Origin of the sequence: Ancylomarina longa, assembly GCF_003996985.1 — a bacterium.
GTDB classification, from domain to species: Bacteria; Bacteroidota; Bacteroidia; order Bacteroidales; family Marinifilaceae; genus Ancylomarina_A; species Ancylomarina_A longa.
Window position 1 is genome coordinate 1 of record NZ_RJJX01000006.1, and the last position, 17,735, is coordinate 17,735.

Here is a 17,735-nt window from a genome sequence, read left to right on the forward strand (position 1 = left end):
GATCAAGGCTGCTTTTTAAATACCTTTCTTATTTGCCTCATGCTTAAGTGCGGCCGGGGGATTTTCGAACAAAGTTCTCAACTTCCCGGTCTTACTAAAGCTTTCGTAAAACGAAAGATATTTAAAGAAGATGCCACTGTTCAAGCTGTTTAAAAACAACCCCTTTGTAGTATATATTAGCCACAAACATCTTTTTTGCAATAAAAAATACAAATAAACCGAAACGTTTAGGACGATATTGATATTTAGGAACAATATTGTCCAACTAAATTGGCGCTTCGCCCACACCCGACTTCATTTTTTGGCTCTTAAGAAACGTTTAGGTCGTTATTATTTTAGCATAAAAAAAGCTCCGATTACTCGAAGCCCTTAAAAACTAAACCTGATATAAAAAATTAAAATCTGCAGTGAGCTCTGCCAAAACCTTTATGCATAGCAGGGCGACTTAGAAATATAGTTAACTGATCTTTATCTAAAATTTTTCTTACTTCCAGTTGATGATCAAATTTTTGTTTTGCCAATTTATTTTGAATCTCCGACAAACGATTTACATTCGCCATCAATTGTCCTTTATCAGGATTCTCGCTGATCCTATTTTGCTTTTGTTTCAATCTGATTACTTCTGCCTCATCTCTTAATGATTTGGTAGCCTGAAGATGAGATACACGTAGATTCTTCATTTGTTCTTGTTGCGCATCAGACAAGTTCAAAGCATTTTTATTGGCACAATTCTGTGGTTTGTTATTTTGTCTCCATCCTGCACCAGAACCATCACCTCTTTGCTGTTTGCCACGTTCCGAGAATTGTCCTGAACCGTCACCTCTTTGTTGATTGCCTCTTTTCAAGAATTGCCCTGAACCATCACAATTGCCTTGATGCATACCTCTGCCTTTTCCCATTTTACCGCGTTTGCCATGCTGCATTCCTTGTTTCCCAAATGGACGATTTGCCATCATCACTTTCTGATCATCGGTAAGGAAAGATTGCACTTCCAATCTCATATTTAACCGATCCTGCATCAATTGTTTCTTGACTGCAGTCATTTTATCGATATTGGCATACACTTCCGATTTGTTTGGCTTATCAGCAGTGATCAATGTTTTTTGATGTGCTTTCAATTCGTTTAGCTCATTTCTCAAATCTTTAGTAGCATTGGCATGCTCAATTCGAACTTCCCGCATCTGAACTTTCTGTTCGTCGCTAAGATTGGCTTTACAGTTATTCCTGTTAAACTGCCTTGCCGGTTGGGCATTTAATGAAGAAATCCCAATTAATAGGAACATACTAACTGCTGCTAATTCTTTCCAAAATCTATTTACCTGTTTCATTTTATCTAAAATTTAATGTCAATGTATAATTGGTTGTTTCTCCTAAACAGAAATGTAACCATACTTTTTAAAATCGATTTCAGCTTTTAGACTCTATGATTTCGAAAAGGTTTAAATGTCTAAAATGAAAAAAGATCTGCAAGTTATGCAGACCTTTATTTACAGATATTTTGAAATGAATTTAGTTGAATAAAGTCTCGGCTTTCAATAAGGTTTGATCCAGATCTTTAATGATAGGATAAAATCCTTCATCGTCAATCATATCTCTGGCAATATATGCTTTTATTTGTGTCTCGATAATTTTACGAGATTCTTTTAATCCTTCCGCATTTGCTTTCACCCCTTTGTTCGCCCCATAGCGAACCATTTCCGCTATAATTGGTTTCGATTTCAGAAATTGAAGTACCGCTTTATAATCTTTCAGTTTTTTCATCTCCGTACGATGCTTATCTACAAAAGAAAATGCGTACTGGTAGATAATTCCTTTTGCCCTTAGATCGCGGAAATAATTGGAATATCCCGAAGTATCCACAGGAATAAAAACATCCGGCATAATTCCACCACCACCATAAACTATATTTCCTCCGGGAGTAGTGTATTTTAAGGAGTCGTTAAAATGAATCGAATCGGCTTTCTCAAATTCGCCATGTAAAAAACGGTGGTTGATATCATTATAATAATCTGCTTTACCTTTATTATATGGCTTTTGAATACATCTTCCGGTTGGGGTATAATATCGGGCAACGGTTAATCTTAAAGCCGAGCCATCTGGTAACATTCGCTGTTCCTGAACCAATCCTTTACCAAAGGAGCGACGACCAACAATTTTTCCCCGATCGTTATCCTGAATAGCTCCTGCAAAAATTTCACTTGCTGAAGCAGATCCTTCATCAATCAATACAATAATAGGTAAATCCTGATATTGTCCTTCCCCATTAGATTTATAATCTGTTTTAGGCTGCGATTTTCCCTTGGTATAAACAATCATATTTCCCTCGGGTAAAAACTCATTAATCATGTTGGTAGCTTCGGATAAATATCCTCCGGTATTTCCTCTTAAATCAATAATTAACTTCTTACAAGCCTGATCTTTTAGCTTCTGCAATCCTTCCGAAAATTCGAAATAGGTGGTTGCTGCAAAACGGTTTACCTTGATATAACCCAAATCCTTAGTCAACATATAAGCAACATCAACACTTGGAACGGGAATGGAACCTCTTAACAATTCCTTACTCAAAAGATCCTTCTTTCCTCTTCTCTTGATGCCAATTCTTACTGGTGTTCCTTTAGGTCCTTTTAAACGGCTGATAATCTCCTTATCCGTCATTTTTACACCGGCAACTATTGAATCGTCAACCATAACGATTCTATCCCCGGCAAGAATTCCAGCTATTTCAGAAGGTCCGCCAGGTATCACTCTTACAATTGCCACTGTATCCTGATAACGAATAAACTGTACGCCAATACCGCCAAAATTTCCATTCAGTTCTTCGTTAACAGCTCTTAAATCTTTTGCTGGAATATAAACCGTGTGCGGATCCAGATCTTTTAAAAGGCCCGGAATAGCTTCCTCAACCAAATCTGCTGCTTTCACAGAATCTACATAGTCCTTCTCAATTAAATTTAACACCACATCTAATTTACTTGCAGCGCGCGGTAATTGAAAAATAGTAGATGGTGTACCATCATTTTTTTGAAAAAAGGAATTTATGAACATTCCCAAAACAAGAGCACATGCCAAAAGTACCGGCATGATTATCGCACTTTTTCTATTATTATAACCCATGAAAATTATTTTAATCTAATCGTTTAAACAAATATATTCTAGATCGATATCTGCTCTTTTGAGCAATTCGATTCCTTCTGAACTATGGTATTCTTCGGAGTAGATAACCCGCACAATTCCGGCTTGTATGATTAATTTAGCACATTCAATACAAGGAGAAGCTGTAACGTACAGCGTTGCATTCTCACTACTATTGCTCGATTTTGCTACTTTGGTAATTGCATTGGCTTCGGCATGTAATACGTAGGGTTTCGTTTTGTAGTTTTCATCTTCGCAAATATTCTCAAAGCCCGAAGGAGTACCATTATACCCATCCGATATAATCATCTTATCCTTAACAAGTAATGCGCCAACCTGTCTTCTTTTACAATAGGAATTCTCAGCCCAAATTTTGGCCATCTTTAAATATCTTCTATCTAACCGATCTTGTTTCTTTTCTATTTCCAATGTATTATCGCTATGCATATGCTAAATCCATCTAGTTATTGATTCAAACAAATGTATAAAAATATATTGGGAGTTAGCAGTACTGAAAATCTAAACCCTGACAAGACAGAAGCCTTGGTTGACAACACAGAGCTTGTCATTTGTCCTGTTTTTTATTCGTTTTGTCAAATTTTTATATAAATTTAGACCGGAGCAATAATTCACTTCTTTTCAAACAATTAAGTATTTCTTATAAAATTAACAGGAATAAATAAATCATTTTATTTTTTAACAACTAATGTAAATGACTGATTATAAGAATTGGACAAACCATATACTTCTAACTACACTTAATTCTCGCTATTTCTTAATATCATCAAATAAAATGAATCTATAATTGTGAATCCACCGTAATAACAATACTTTGATCCCAATTCTATATTAAAAAAGTCGTGCTAAAATCAAAAACATTTAAAAACTATTGAATGAAACATTTTTACAATCTATTATCTGTAATTCTATTTTGTATCAGTTTAGTTTTTCTTAATAATGCTGTTTTTGCCAATAATGCACTCTCTTTTGAAATGCAAAGCCTAAAAGCGGCACCAGATAACTCCATATCAGTTAGCGTAGATGCCGACACTATTTGTGCAGGAGAAACGACCTATATTAGACTTGGAAACAGTGAAATTGGAGTGGATTATCAAGTCAGAACCGGAACTACGAATATAGGATCAACTGTATCAGGAACCGGCAATCCTATCAGCTTCAGCATAAGCCCGACAGCTACCAACACCTACAACATACTAGCTACCAGCACCTCTACCTCAGAAACTTCAACTTTAAGTAATACGGTTAGTATAACTGTAAATGCAGGTCCCGACTTAAATTTAAATGTGAGTGCTAGTAATTCCATTATTTGTAAGGGAGAAGGAATTATTATTTCGGTAGAAAATTCGGAGAACGGATTCGATTATTTATTAAATAATGGACCGGATGATTTTCCACCACCCATCCCCGGGGATGGAAATTCTATTAGTTTCCCACAAATATCTCCACCCAGCAATACCACCTACCAGGTTTTTGTAAGTAGTGCCAATTGTTTTGGCAGATTAAAATTAAATCAGACTTCGGAGATTAGTGTGTCGGCAAGTCCTAAAACAGATTTGGTAATTGATGCAAGCGAAACAAATATCTGCCCGGGAGAAACAGTAATTTTAAGTATCGCATCTAGTGAATTTGGTGTCGATTATCAGGTTTTTAATGGATCATCTTATATTGGAAATGCAGTATCAGGCAATGGATCTACCATACAATTCACCTTAAATCCAACTACTTCTGAATTATATACTATTCGAGTATTCGGGCAAAACTGTTTAAGTTATTTCGATTTAGATCAGAAAATATTAGTGACAGTAAATGCTGCGCCACGAACTGATATTGCTATCAATAGTGATAAAGATCAGATTTGTTTGGGAGAATCGGTAACTATAGGTTTAGATGAGTCTGAAACAGGAATCAATTACCAGCTCACTGATGGAACAAATCCTATTGGTGCATCCATTAGCGGAGATGGCAATGCCATATTCTTCCCTGCCTTAAATCCAACAAATACAACCAACTATCATGTTAAAGCTATAACCAGCGCATGCTCTGTTCCCAAAGAATTAAGCGCCTCAAAAGAAATTACGGTTATCCCTCAAGCTGATCCGGACTTAATCATTACACCCAACAATGCCAGTTCGTGTTCTGGGGAGCAAGTGAGTATTATAATTGAATCTTCGGAAGCAGATGTTTCCTACCAATTAACTGATGGAACTAATAATATTGGAAGTGCATTAAATGGCACCGGTAGCAATATAGAATTTGACGTAAACCCTACCAATACTATTACTTATGAAATTAATGCCACTAAAAATACTTGTTCCTCCACTATCGTAATGAATACCAAACCTAATGTCACGGTAGTACCTTTACCAGAATTGAATATCAATTTGAGTGCAACACCAGCGGAAATTTGCGAAGGGGATAATACTATTATTGGATTGGAAAATTCAGAAGCAAATGTGGATTATCAATTAAAGGATGCTTCGGGAACAATTGGTGCTCCCATAAATGGAACGGGAAGTGCTGTGACTTTTCCTGCCATAACACCAAGCAGTTCTACAACTTATTATGTGGATGCAAATAAAGCAGCCTGTAGTTCTTCCTACCAAATCAATAATCAGGTTGATATTACAGTTCGTCCTAAACCGGCAGCAAGCATTTCATTCACTGTGTCTCCAGACGAAATTTGCGAAGGAGAAGTTATCGTTGTTAACATTTTAAATAGCGAATTAGGAATCACCTACGAAGTTGTAGGTAGTACCGATGGTTTGTTGGGAAGCGATATAGGAACCGGGGCAGATATGAGTATTTTTATAAAACCCAAAAACAATCAGGTGCTGCAAATACAGGCAAGTAGTGCTGGTTGTTCCAGTCCTGTTTTGTATCCCAATACAAGCAATATAACAGTACATCCGGGTCCAAATCTTGACTTAAATGTGATAGCAGATTCCAACCCTATTTGCGAAAGTCTTAATACTCCTGTTTCTATTACTGTTGAAAATTCAGAAATTGGCTTGACTTACTGGCTTAAAGACGACTTAGGAGTAGAACAAAGTTCCGCCACAGGAAATGGTGGAAATATGAATTTTGCAAGCCTTTCTCCCACAAAAACCACCAATTACACGGTCGAAACTACAATGCCTGTTTGTAATGATAGGTTGGATTTAAAAAATACAATTGAATTAAAGGTAATTCCTTTACCAATTGACACCATTAATTTATCCATATCGGAACCCAAAATTTGTGTGGGAGAAAAAACCATTATTTCTATGGATACAACAGAGATTGGTGTAAGTTATCAGCTGTACGATGGCACTTATCTCGAAGGAAATCCTATTGCAGGTACAGGAAACACTTTATCTTTTCCAGAATTTTCTCCATTTCGTTCTGTCGACTATAAGGTAATTGCTACCAGCGATGCTTGCGGTACTTCGGACACGCTTCAAAAAAGTATTTATGTGACGGTTGGTCTGCAACCAGAAGAACACTTACATCCTACCATCGATAAGCACACCATTTGTGAAGGAGAAGCAGTAACTGTTTCTTTAACACCAACAGATCCAGGAGTAAGCTATCAACTATTCGATGGCACTGCTACTATTGGAGATCCATTAAATGGTAATAGTGAATCCTTGCATTTTGCTCCTACAAATCCAAATGTATCCACAACCTATCGAATTGAAGCAATGGGCGAGAATTGCCTTAGTCCAATAGATATAAGATACACAGTAGATGTTGCCGTTCATCACTCTCCCTCAACGGATAAAAAATTAATTGCCGACCAGGATACAATTTGTGCTGGTGAAGAATTGGTATTCTCTGTGGAGAATAGTGAACCAGACATATTTTATCAGCTTTTTGACGGCACAAATTATATCGAGCCTCCTATTGTAGGTAATGGTTCCACCATTGATTTTCCCGTACAAAAACCTGCAACCAACAGTACGTATCAGGTTTTTACTCACGAAAGTGTTTGTACCGATGAATTGCCTTTAGATGAGAATAAATCAATCACTGTACTAAATTTTGATCCCTTGCCTTTGGAAAGTTTAAGTACTCCGGATGAAATCTGTGCCGGTGAATCGATAGACATTGAACTTCCAACTTCCCTATCTGGAGTAAATTATATCCTAAAGGATACCGATCAGGAAATAAACAGTAAAACCGGTGATGGAAACAGTCTGTTATTTGAAGATGTTTATCCCAACCAAAACTCCAATTTGTATATCGCAATTGGAAATTGTAAGGAAGATTTAGAAGTAAGTCGCCCGGACTACACCATTCACCCAAACCCTGTTATTCAGATTATACCTACGGATATTAGTACTGGATACGATGGACAATTGGCTATTGCTGTATCAGGGGGAAGTGCTCCTTTCACCTATATTATTGATCCTGGAGAAACAACTACCTCTAATGAGCCTGTATTGGAACTTCGTAATTTAAAAGCAGGAACTTACCAAGTATTAGTTGTGGATGGAAACGCTTGCAGATCATCTGATGCCGGAGAATTGGCAGAAATTAAAATCGACTCTGAAAAACAAGTAATCTTAAATAATGCACTAACTCCAAATGGTGATGGTATAAATGATAATTGGCAACTATTATACAATCCTACTTTGGGTTATCCTGAGGTTTATATATTTAATATTTACGGACAGGAAGTGTATCACTCCAAAGCCTATCAGAACGATTGGAAAGGAACTTTTAATGGTTCTATTTTACCCAATGGTGCCTATTACTATTTGATTGAATTTAATTCGAAAGAAATGAAACCAATCAAAGGAAGTCTATCCATCTTGGGAAACAATTAAATGCACAAAGGAATGAAAGAAGCAAGACTCCACCAATCCAAATTCATTTGCCTAATGTGCATACTTGTTTTTGCATGTTTTCCATTTTCGCAATCTATTGCCCAACAAGTACCGCTTTTAGATCAGTATTATATTAACCCGGTTGTGTACAATCCTGCAGCCTCTGGGGCAAATGGATTATTCAATGCCTACTTAATGAGAAATCAGAAATTTATGGCTTTTGATGGCGGACAAGTAACACATGTATTCACAGCAGATGCTAGCTTGAAAGAAAGTAAATATGGTGTTGGCTTTAATCTTACCAGCGATGATGTTGGTATCTTTAATAATACACAGGCTTTGGTAAGTTATGCTTACCGTTTAAAATTGGCAGATTCTCATTTTTTGAGATTTGGTATTGCTGCCGGAATTTCAGATTTCAGATTAAATATGAATGAAATTCAAGCTAATCCAAACGATCCTTATTTAATAAACAACAATTATAAAAACACTGAGTTTATGGCAAATATGGGAGTATACTATACCCATAAAAACCTAACAGTTGGAATTACTGTCCCTCAATTATTGAATAATGCTGTAGAGGAGCAGAATGGAATTCAACAATCCTCCTACCAGCTTATACGACATGCTTTTCTTACCGGAGCTTACAAATTACCGATTAAGCAGGTAAAAGACCTTTCGCTTACTCCAAACGTGATGCTTCGCTATGTTAATCATTCTCCCGTACAATATGATCTTAATTTGATTGCTGAATTGGCTAATAAAGGATGGTTCGCCATAAACTATCGCGATGAATTTTCGCTTGGTTTAAATCTGGGGATTCACTTCCTCAAAAATTTCACCATCGGATATTCCTATGATATCGGAATTCGTAAATCAGGTAGATACGCTTCCAACAATCACGAATTTTTAATTGGATTCCATCTTAAAGGTAAATCGAAAAAGGTACCAGATCGAATTTTAGATAATGATATCAGTACCCTTAAAACCCTGCTAGCAGAGAAATACAAGAAGATTGATCGTTTGAGAAAGGAATTGGAAGACATGGAAAAAAGCGATAAGCTTTCGGATAAAGATCGGGATGGAGTACCTGACGAAGTGGATGAATGCCCAGAAACTCCTCCGTTTTATATCGTAGATGATAAAGGTTGCCCTGTTGATACCGATGGCGACGGAGTTGTTGATAGTGAAGATTTTTGTCCCGAAACACCAGGAAGCAGAGCCAATAGTGGATGCCCTGAACAAAAGGAAGAAAGAATTGAAATGGAACAACATCTGGAAAACGTATATTTCGCATTTGGCAAGTATTATCTCACGGAATATTCCAGAAGAAAATTGGCAACCTTAATTAAGATCATGAAAGAAAATGAATTCTATATTTTAAAAATGCATGGTCATACTGATGATATTGGCACCGATAAATCAAATGATGAATTGGCCTATAAAAGATTAATTACCGTAAAAAATTACCTGACACTTAACGGAGTACCTGGTAATAGAATTATTATCGTTCCACATGGAGAGCATATGCCAGTTGTCGCAAATAAGGATGATAAAAGCAGGGCAAACAATCGCCGAGTAGCTTTTGAAATCTACTCCTATCAATAAGAAAACAAAATAAAACCTAGCTGCATCAAACCAGCTAGGTATAGCTTTTAAGCCAAAGTGTATCTATTTAAATAAAAATAATTTTCTAGTTTGATTTCCCGGACGACCAATGATGTTTTTGATGTAATCTTTTTTCTCATTTAGCACACCTGCTTTTTGAATATATCCTTTACCCATTGGCATACATACGCCCCAGGCACCACTAGGACTACAATCATCAAAATTAGTGATCTTCACGATGGTGTATATACCCACAGTTATAAAACAAGCCTTATAAGATCTGGCTGTTTCGAGTGCTTGAGCAATATTTTCTTTTGTCAGATCAATTGTTTTATCAGCTTGCTCTTCTGCAATTGCATTAATTGATAGTATAGGCTGAGCACGATCAATGCTTTCAGCTTTAAAATTAATGGATCCTGACACAAACTGCTTTAAAACTTCAAATTTAGTATTCTGAGCACTAAGAGTAAACCCCATCAAAACAAATATAAATACAATCGATTTTTTCATGACTTAAATATTCGAATTTTAATTTTGATTAAATATCACATTGAATACAAATCTACAAAATATGTTCACTTTACAAAATGTTATTCGTGAAAATTATTGATTTGGGTGTTTATTTTACAAGTGAAACACACAATAACAAAGATGAATGATTAATGAGATAATTTGTTAGTTCCTAATCGTTCTGCTTACTTTAAAAGAAAAATGGCTCGTGTAAAACACGAACCACTCCTCTAACCCTAAATCTAATCTATGAAAATCAATGCGAAATATTTACCAATTGTTTTAGCGTTTACGCATTGTTAATATTATTTGTTGCAAAAGCATTAATTTTTTCTAAATCAAGAAAAAAACCCGGGCATCACACCGGGTTTTCCTCTAACCACTAATTACTAACCTAAATCTTTAATCTATGAAAAAAACCACTTACTGTTTTTCACTATTTTAAAATTACAATATTTAAATGTTAAGAGCTTGAAAAAGAAGTTAAAAAGATTTAAATATTCTGATAAACGATATGTCGAAATAATAATACAAGATACAAGCCCAAAGATGAAGGATGACGTAATTATGTCTTAATAATATTAAAAAAACAGACCCGACAATCCGCCGGGTCTGTTTTTAGTTATAACTCCTAATCTTTTATCTATGAAAAACCTAATTTCTATTGTTCCTTACAAGGATATTTAACAGCTCCGTTAACAAAACGCAAGAAGTGTTAAAGAATGTGAATTTTTCCAGTATTTTCAAAACATTTCAAACTTCCCAATAATATATCTGAATATTTCCATCTCTGTTTAAGACAGTTACTATTGTTGATGCAAAACATTATAAAGGTCTATAATGCTTTACTTATTTTTAGACTAGTTCTTCCTCATCACACAATTCAAATTCGTAATCGATTTGATCAGAATCATCACTTAGCAATTCTTTTCCTCTTCTCATGTAATCGCTTAAAGCTGTCCAATTGTAAGTGTAATTTTCCTTCTTAGTTATGTGCTTAGAGCACTCAAAAAGATAATCTAAACCACATGCTTTAAAAAGGATAAAAATCCCATGTTCTGTGTTTATATCGCTGGAGCAAAATGCTTCGAGGCTGGCAATGTTCCAATAGCTGATTTCCTCTTTGCTTAAGCCGGATAATTTTTCCAGATGATCTCCTTCGGGCGTGCCGTGCTGAGTAACAAAAAGGAATGTGGTGATCACAATCCTATCACCCACTATCCTTGCGATAAAATACCCCAATTTTATATCATTAAAATACATCGGGAATAAAATACTAGTGCGATAAATTTTAGGTTCATTCGTTCTAAAACAAAACTCCATACTGGCCAGTCCAGATACTTTACTGATGGGTTTGGTTCGGCTTGCAAATCTTTCCAGGGCATGGTTTTGAATACAGACCGGAAGTTCCTTTTCATCTCCCTTATACAAGCCCGAAAGTTGATACGCAGAAATGCTCTTCCAACTGGTTTTATTATTTACACTTTGCCAGCCTAACTGATATACGGTTCTTTTAATCCCGTTTATATTCACCAGACTAACTCTTGGTTCAATACTATATATCGATAGGGTATGATATAAGCCGAGCACCTCATTTTTTCGGTATTCATAGGCAGTTTCGAAAGAGTACATTCTCTGGGTAAATGAATTCAAGACAAGAAGAACTTTATTGTAATTGATATACATATTTTTTAATGGTTGTTCTATTTCCTGAAAATGATCAATCAAAGGTTTAAAAGCCTTTTTAATTTCATCACCTCTTTCCTGGGAGATGTTATTGAGCCACTTTATAAATCGCTCAACAGCCACTAAACTAATAATCGAAACCTGTTTTTGTCCTTCTACAAAAACATATTCTTCCTGCCTGCAAAACAGTTGACAAAAATGAGTGTAGAATCTCATTTTCTTCCTGCTAATTTGATACCCTGCCTTCACTTTAGGCTTCGTAAAATGCATTCGTTGTGAATAAATTTTAGCTACCTCCTGCTTTGTCAGAATACGCAATGCGTCGTCGCAACCAAGCATTTGGCTCAGCTGTTTTATGCGATTAAAATAAACTCTTTGAGCAGCCTTTTTACAAGGCTTTACAGCGTGTATTTTCTTTTTCCGCTTCTTACTCATTCATCGTTGTATTCAAGAATTCTACTTCAAGATCATCTTCTGCTCCCTCATCAAAAAGTTCTGTTTTGCCTCTATTGATGTAGGAATTTAAAGCATCCCAATTAAATGTTTTTTGCTCCTCTTGTTTCACATAAATCGGATCCATATCAAACAAATGACTGATGTCAGCCTTCTCAAAAGCCACCATTATTTGATGATTGTTTTCCAGATCAGACTTGATAAAATTTTGCAGGGATCCGATTTTCCAATAAGAGATTTCTTCCTTGCTTAAGCCCAAAATCTCTTCCAGCTTTTCACCTTCGGGTGTATTGTGATGTGTTAAAAACAAAAAGGTTTTGATGATCAATCGATTCTTATTTAAAACACACATGAAATAACCGCATTTGTGTTTCAAATAAAAAAAAGGAATCAGAATATGTCCCTTATAGATTTCAATCTGCTTCGAATCCTGAAATAATTTACTCAATTGCCATAAAATATAAATTTCTGATATCGGTTTCATCCTTTCCAATAATCGATGATAGGCATGTGTTTGAATGCATACTGGCAGGTATTTTTTATCTCCTTTATAGATTCTCTCTAATTCTTTTACCGGAACAAAAAGCCAATCTACATCAAAACCATTATTCAGATGTCCAATCTGATGTACTTTTCGGGCATTACCATTTTCTACATATATACTCGATCGGGGTGGAATAGATTCCAGCACTGAATCAAAATATAATCCTGGTGTGGGATAGTCTTTCACCTCAAATTTTAATTTCAATACATAAATGGTCTTATCAAAAAGATTGGTAATATTGGCTATAAGCACATAATGACGAATGATATTATATACCAACCTCTCTATAGATCCTAAATATTGATGCATAGGTGCAAATGCAACTAGCAATAGTTCTTTTCGCTTTTCTTGCAGCATGTCTATTGTGCTAATAAATTGTGCACCTACAAGTAATTCGAAATTACTTAGTCTTGTTTCCCCAGCTATTAGATGATATCCATCACGATCGGTATAATAACACTTTACATATTCTGTAAAAAATCTAATAGTATCTTTTCCCAGCTTTTGCTTTTTCTCAATTTTAAGCGGTCCTACATAAACCCGACATGAAAAGGCTTTAATTTTTTCCTCCTTAGAAAGCAATTTAAATGCATCTTCACAACCAGTATGTTTGCATACCTTCTCTAAAACATGAATATACTTCTTCCTTAATACATTATTGTTTTGAGGGGAGTTATCACGTTTCCTTACTGGCTGAGATTTTACTTTTTTTCGCTTTTTAGCCATTAATCTATTTTTTTATAATACAGCCCTTAAGTTAACAATACAACCTATTAGTCATGCAAGAATCTGTTAATTATTGATGAAAAAATCATATGTTTTATATCATATTGATTATTCCTCTTACGAATTAGATCATTTATTAGCAAAACTCTTTTCTTGAAAAAACAAGGGCCATGCAAATGAAATGAATTCAGAAACCTCTTTCTTTCTATCCTCAATCGAGAATAATCAACACAAAAACAGGCTTTCCTAATTGAGGCGGCAGGAGAAAAAAGCTTTGATTCCATCTCATTAAGGTGTTAGTATCTGAATGTCTTTGCCTGGTTTTTCCTTTGCTAACCGAAAGGCGAATCTAAAAAAGCACTTTTAGGAAAAATCCCCATGAATAGCTGATTTCGTATCCAATATTGGATTAACAAAAGGAGCCTAAACAAAATTTTTTGCACCAGGACAAGCTGTCCCCTAAAAAAAAGACTACGATTTTATTGTTCCGGGCTGACGAGGCTGACAAAACAAAATAAATCCCCCTTTTCTGAAAAAGGAGGATTCTCTGTGAACAAAAGTTTTTAAAATTTTGAAGATAGCTTGGTGCTAATAAAATAGATTGTATTTTTATCAGCAAGCCGAGGCCCTCAATTCCCTTCTTAAACTTTCGCGGGTTTACAGGAGAATTTTAGGAGCCTCTGCTTTTTTACCTAAGCCTCTGTTTCTGCCGCCTCGTTATCGGCCTTTTCTTTTTTTGTTTTTCGACTTCTGACTATTGTAGTGTATTTGTGGGTACAATCGTTGCTGAAGTTTGCAATTTCTGTATACTTAGAATCAGGAGCAAGTCGATTAAGAACCGAAATGGTTTCGAACAATTCGTCGCAAGACAATCGCAGCGATTTGTAGATATTCTCCGTATCGTAATCAATTTCCCTGACCTCTAAACTTGTCTTTTCCTCTAACATTTGAGTGTAAGCCGCATTATCGTCAACCATATCTTTATACCACGCATTGGCTTTTAAGCTTGCTATAGACGCTTGGTAGTTATCAGCGTTTAACTCCTTAATTAAGCTGGCCATTTTTGCCGATTGCACTTTTAGTCCTTCTGCATAAAGGCTCCAGCCATGTCCACGGATAATACGACAAATTGCATCGGCAGTGGCTGCTATGCTTTCATTGTTACGATGAGTACTCGCCTCCATCAGGTTGCGAAAGGCAATAAAAGATTCATCTCTGCGATGGTCCTTATCCTGCAGCCATTGTGTGTATTGGCTCGACTTGCTACGATTGGATGCAGCCAAAGCCTCTTCCTGATTGAACACAAATTTATCTACCAATGGCTTAATGGGTAAAGCTTCCAAATCTAAAGCCTGTAAAAAAATTTTAATTTCGTCGCAGTACCCCAACAGCTCGTTGATGTGCAACAACTTGTAATTCATTTTATCAAACATATTTCAAAATAATTGATGATGAGTAAAATCAACTCTTGTTAACAGAGTAATAAAATTATAACATTTTTATGATTTACAATAAAAGAAATCTACTTTTTTTACATATTTATTTTAACAGTTTGTTTTATAGGCAATTTAAACCGTATTTTCCTACTGTACCCTGGCTCCAAGGGAATTTTTACCCTCTCGCATCGCGTGGGAACTGCTCCCATAAAATTTGAATTCGCCTTTTTTTTATGCAGATTGGCTTTCAAGGAATTTTTACTGCTCCTTCCTAATGCAAAAACAGCTCCAAGCATTTTGGGGTCTATTTTCCTGATGGAAAAATAGCTCCAAGTATTTTGGGATCTCCTTTCCTGATGGAAAAACAGCTCCAAGCATTTTGGGATCTCTTTTCCTGATGGAAAAACAGTTCCAAGCATTTTGAGATCTCTTTTCCTGATGGAAAAACAGCTCCAAGCATTTTGGGATCTCTTTTCCTTTTGCGAGGATGATCTTGGATGTACGATTCTATACGGTAACAGACAGGAAAATCACAAACAAGGCGATCGTGAAATCGACTTTAGCACGGGAATGGAGAATTAGGTTTTTGGGACATGCTGGCTCACTAATGATTTGAATCCGCAGAAAATTGATACTAAATTTTTAGATTTTAGTTCTCCAAATAAAGACACAAGGTGCATCACGCCTAATAAAATGTTTGGATTTGTAGGAAAGCCTGAACTCGTTACCAGCAAATTTGCCGGAGTTGGTGGTATCCTATTAAAGGCTGATACGTTGGGGTGTGCTTGGTGAAAAATTTATTACACCTAACAGATTTTCGTAATATGTCAGGAGAAAAAGAAGAGAGAAATCCTATGTTTCCAATGAATCCTATGTCCTAATTTGGAGTGGATAGGGATTGGAATTTCTTATCTACTCTTTTTTTACTTTAGTTATTCTATACCGAATTCATTAAAACCTATATCGTGACCGTTTATTGCCATTAATAGCTCAAGTCGGAAGACAATAATTTTCTGCCAAGATGCAAAGATTTTGATTTTAGAATTTCGGCAAAACCAACTTCGTAACTGGAAATGATATCAAGCACTTCACTATACATGGTTTACCTAACATTTTCTTTAGCTTCCAATTTTAGTATTTTCCGATATTCAGCAGCATTCTCTTTAAATATACTTTTATATATTTTATCGGTATAAACCATATATTTGAAGTTGCCCATATCCACAAAATCACGAAGAGCATCAGTAAATTCTCTACGATAATCTTCGCCACGTAGCATGTTTACAAGAAAATCTTCGTCACGCTGGTTGATGTATTTTGTTCCACCACCAGTTCGTTTGTTGATTGTGTCGATTACAATATCTAAAATAACACTACGAAGCTCTTTTGCTTTATCGCTGTTAGTTAATAACATAGATAGATTGAGGAAGGAACGAAAATTGAAGATTCCAAGAACTGTTGTTTTGGTAACGAAATCTGTTTCGTTACCAAAAATGTTGGAATGGACTAATTTGTAATCAATCAGCGACTTACCTTTAAGTACTACGTAACCATTTTTAGTCAATTCTTTTTGATATTTCTCCAGATAATTATCGACAGTTCGTTCGGTTATTTCGAAGAATTCGGCCACTTGTTTTTTGGTAAAACGATACTCTTGTTCGTACAAAACCCCTTTTAAGCCTACTACATGTTGTACTTCCTGAAGGGCATACTTATTATTTAGGATATTTTGACGTGTAAGGTTAGAATTGGTTAGATTTTTCTCCATAGTATCATAACGGTGTTTAAAACAGTATTACGAATATAATTGTTTTCGTTTAATTTAAACGCTGTTAGATCTAAGAAAAAGACGCTGACATCAACTCATTTTGAACTTAAAGAACGATCCAATAACAGTCTTCCCCAACCGTCAGGCAAAGAATCATTAAAAACGCCATAAAGTCCATCAAATGGTTCCTTTTCGGCATTTGTAATTTCTTGGGTAAATGGAAGCTTAATAGGGGAAATATTTAAGCCTTTCTTCAAAAAATCTGAATGATATCGAAAATATATCGTACGATTATTCAATACCATCTCTCCCACTTCATAGGACTTTCCTTCCAACAGAAGAGTCACCAATACATTTTTAGTCTCTTCCATTACCTAATCTTTTGAAGTAAATAAACTCTCCATGCCTGATTGATCTTCTTTAAGCTGAAATACATTTTCGAAATCTCCTAAACGACTCATTAAGTGAGCCAGTTTTAGAAGTGATTCCAATGAAATTTTCCCAGTAGTTTCAAAACGTTTCAAGCTTCCTAATGATACTCCTGAACGTTCTGCCATTTCAGACTGAGACAAATTTAATTGTTTACGCAAAGTCTTATGACGTTCCGCCAATGCTTTACTGACTTCGGTTGGTGTAGTTGATAGTGAATACATATAGATAAAATATTAGCTAATATATTAACCAATTACTGTTGTGAAACTCTCAATCGCACCATACTGGAATTACTCCAAAATTGGCACGATAATATTTCTCAACTGGAACAAAAAAAAATCCTCCCGAAAATATCGAAAGGATTTTTATTTAGTACCCAGGGCCGGGATCGAACCGGCACGGGTTGCCCCACTGGTGTTTGAGACCAGCGCGTCTACCAATTCCGCCACCTGGGCATTGCTTTTGAATGCGATGCAAATATAGATGTTTGTTTCATTCTCGCAAAACAAAAACTATGTTTTTTTTCGAAAAAAATATCTCCGCAAAAATGAGCCAAGCATGTCCACAAGTAGCGTAGACATTGAACTCCATCCGCTTAAGTCGATTTTAGC

13 protein-coding genes and 1 tRNA gene are annotated in these 17,735 nt (G+C 35.7%); 3 read left to right on the forward strand and 11 right to left on the reverse strand.

What is annotated here, in order from left to right; genetic code table 11:
* Window positions 1–395: 395 nt before the first annotated feature.
* The 3 genes from DLK05_RS06055 to DLK05_RS06065 form a co-directional block, all read right to left on the reverse strand.
* Window positions 396–1,328 (reverse strand): Spy/CpxP family protein refolding chaperone, encoded by a 933-nt coding sequence (locus DLK05_RS06055; RefSeq protein ID WP_127343118.1) that lies wholly within the window; start codon window positions 1,326–1,328, stop codon window positions 396–398.
* A 181-nt stretch (window positions 1,329–1,509) separates the two neighbouring features.
* A complete protein-coding gene (locus tag DLK05_RS06060) occupies window positions 1,510–3,114 on the reverse strand; it encodes a S41 family peptidase (RefSeq protein WP_127343119.1) in 1,605 nt (534 codons plus the stop codon).
* 15 nt (window positions 3,115–3,129) lie between these two features.
* Window positions 3,130–3,579, reverse strand: a complete 450-nt coding sequence (locus DLK05_RS06065) for a dCMP deaminase family protein (RefSeq protein ID WP_209319751.1) — start codon at window positions 3,577–3,579, stop codon at window positions 3,130–3,132.
* A gap of 446 nt (window positions 3,580–4,025) precedes the next feature.
* Between DLK05_RS06065 and DLK05_RS06070 the strand changes: the two genes are divergently transcribed.
* Window positions 4,026–7,961, forward strand: coding sequence for a T9SS type B sorting domain-containing protein (locus tag DLK05_RS06070; protein WP_127343120.1), 3,936 nt, complete (start codon window positions 4,026–4,028; stop codon window positions 7,959–7,961).
* Between the two features lie 12 nt (window positions 7,962–7,973).
* Window positions 7,974–9,569 (forward strand): PorP/SprF family type IX secretion system membrane protein, encoded by a 1,596-nt coding sequence (locus DLK05_RS06075; protein WP_209319752.1) that lies wholly within the window; start codon window positions 7,974–7,976, stop codon window positions 9,567–9,569.
* A gap of 63 nt (window positions 9,570–9,632) precedes the next feature.
* Here the strand turns inward: DLK05_RS06075 and DLK05_RS06080 are convergent, their stop codons facing one another.
* The 4 genes from DLK05_RS06080 to DLK05_RS06095 all read right to left on the reverse strand — a co-directional run bounded on the left by DLK05_RS06080 (window position 9,633) and on the right by DLK05_RS06095 (window position 14,921).
* Complete coding sequence (locus DLK05_RS06080) at window positions 9,633–10,079, reverse strand: hypothetical protein (protein WP_127343122.1); 447 nt, start codon at window positions 10,077–10,079, stop codon at window positions 9,633–9,635.
* Between the two features lie 855 nt (window positions 10,080–10,934).
* Window positions 10,935–12,200, reverse strand: a complete 1,266-nt coding sequence (locus DLK05_RS06085; RefSeq protein ID WP_127343123.1) for a hypothetical protein — start codon at window positions 12,198–12,200, stop codon at window positions 10,935–10,937.
* Complete coding sequence (locus tag DLK05_RS06090; RefSeq protein WP_127343124.1) at window positions 12,193–13,488, reverse strand: hypothetical protein; 1,296 nt, start codon at window positions 13,486–13,488, stop codon at window positions 12,193–12,195. Before DLK05_RS06090 ends, DLK05_RS06085 begins: the two co-directional genes overlap by 8 nt.
* 692 nt (window positions 13,489–14,180) lie before the next feature.
* Entirely contained in the window at window positions 14,181–14,921 is a 741-nt protein-coding gene (locus DLK05_RS06095; RefSeq protein ID WP_127343125.1) for a DUF6261 family protein, read from the reverse strand.
* A gap of 441 nt (window positions 14,922–15,362) precedes the next feature.
* Between DLK05_RS06095 and DLK05_RS17480 the strand changes: the two genes are divergently transcribed.
* A complete protein-coding gene (locus tag DLK05_RS17480; RefSeq protein ID WP_209319753.1) occupies window positions 15,363–15,506 on the forward strand; it encodes a hypothetical protein in 144 nt (47 codons plus the stop codon).
* Between the two features lie 520 nt (window positions 15,507–16,026).
* On the opposite strand, the gene DLK05_RS06100 is transcribed toward DLK05_RS17480, so the two are convergent.
* From DLK05_RS06100 to DLK05_RS06115, 4 genes are all read right to left on the reverse strand, one after another.
* Window positions 16,027–16,692 carry a hypothetical protein gene (locus tag DLK05_RS06100; RefSeq protein WP_127343126.1) on the reverse strand — a complete coding sequence of 222 codons (666 nt, stop codon included), beginning with the start codon at window positions 16,690–16,692 and terminating at the stop codon, window positions 16,027–16,029.
* 95 nt (window positions 16,693–16,787) lie between these two features.
* Window positions 16,788–17,063, reverse strand: coding sequence for a HipA N-terminal domain-containing protein (locus DLK05_RS06105; RefSeq protein ID WP_209319754.1), 276 nt, complete (start codon window positions 17,061–17,063; stop codon window positions 16,788–16,790).
* Between the two features lie 3 nt (window positions 17,064–17,066).
* The gene (locus DLK05_RS06110; protein WP_127343127.1) at window positions 17,067–17,345 is read right to left on the reverse strand and encodes a helix-turn-helix domain-containing protein; all 279 of its coding nucleotides are present in this window, start codon (window positions 17,343–17,345) and stop codon (window positions 17,067–17,069) included.
* Window positions 17,346–17,497: 152 nt separating this feature from the next.
* Window positions 17,498–17,579: transfer RNA gene (locus tag DLK05_RS06115), tRNA-Leu, on the reverse strand.
* Between the last annotated feature and the right edge of the window lie 156 nt (window positions 17,580–17,735).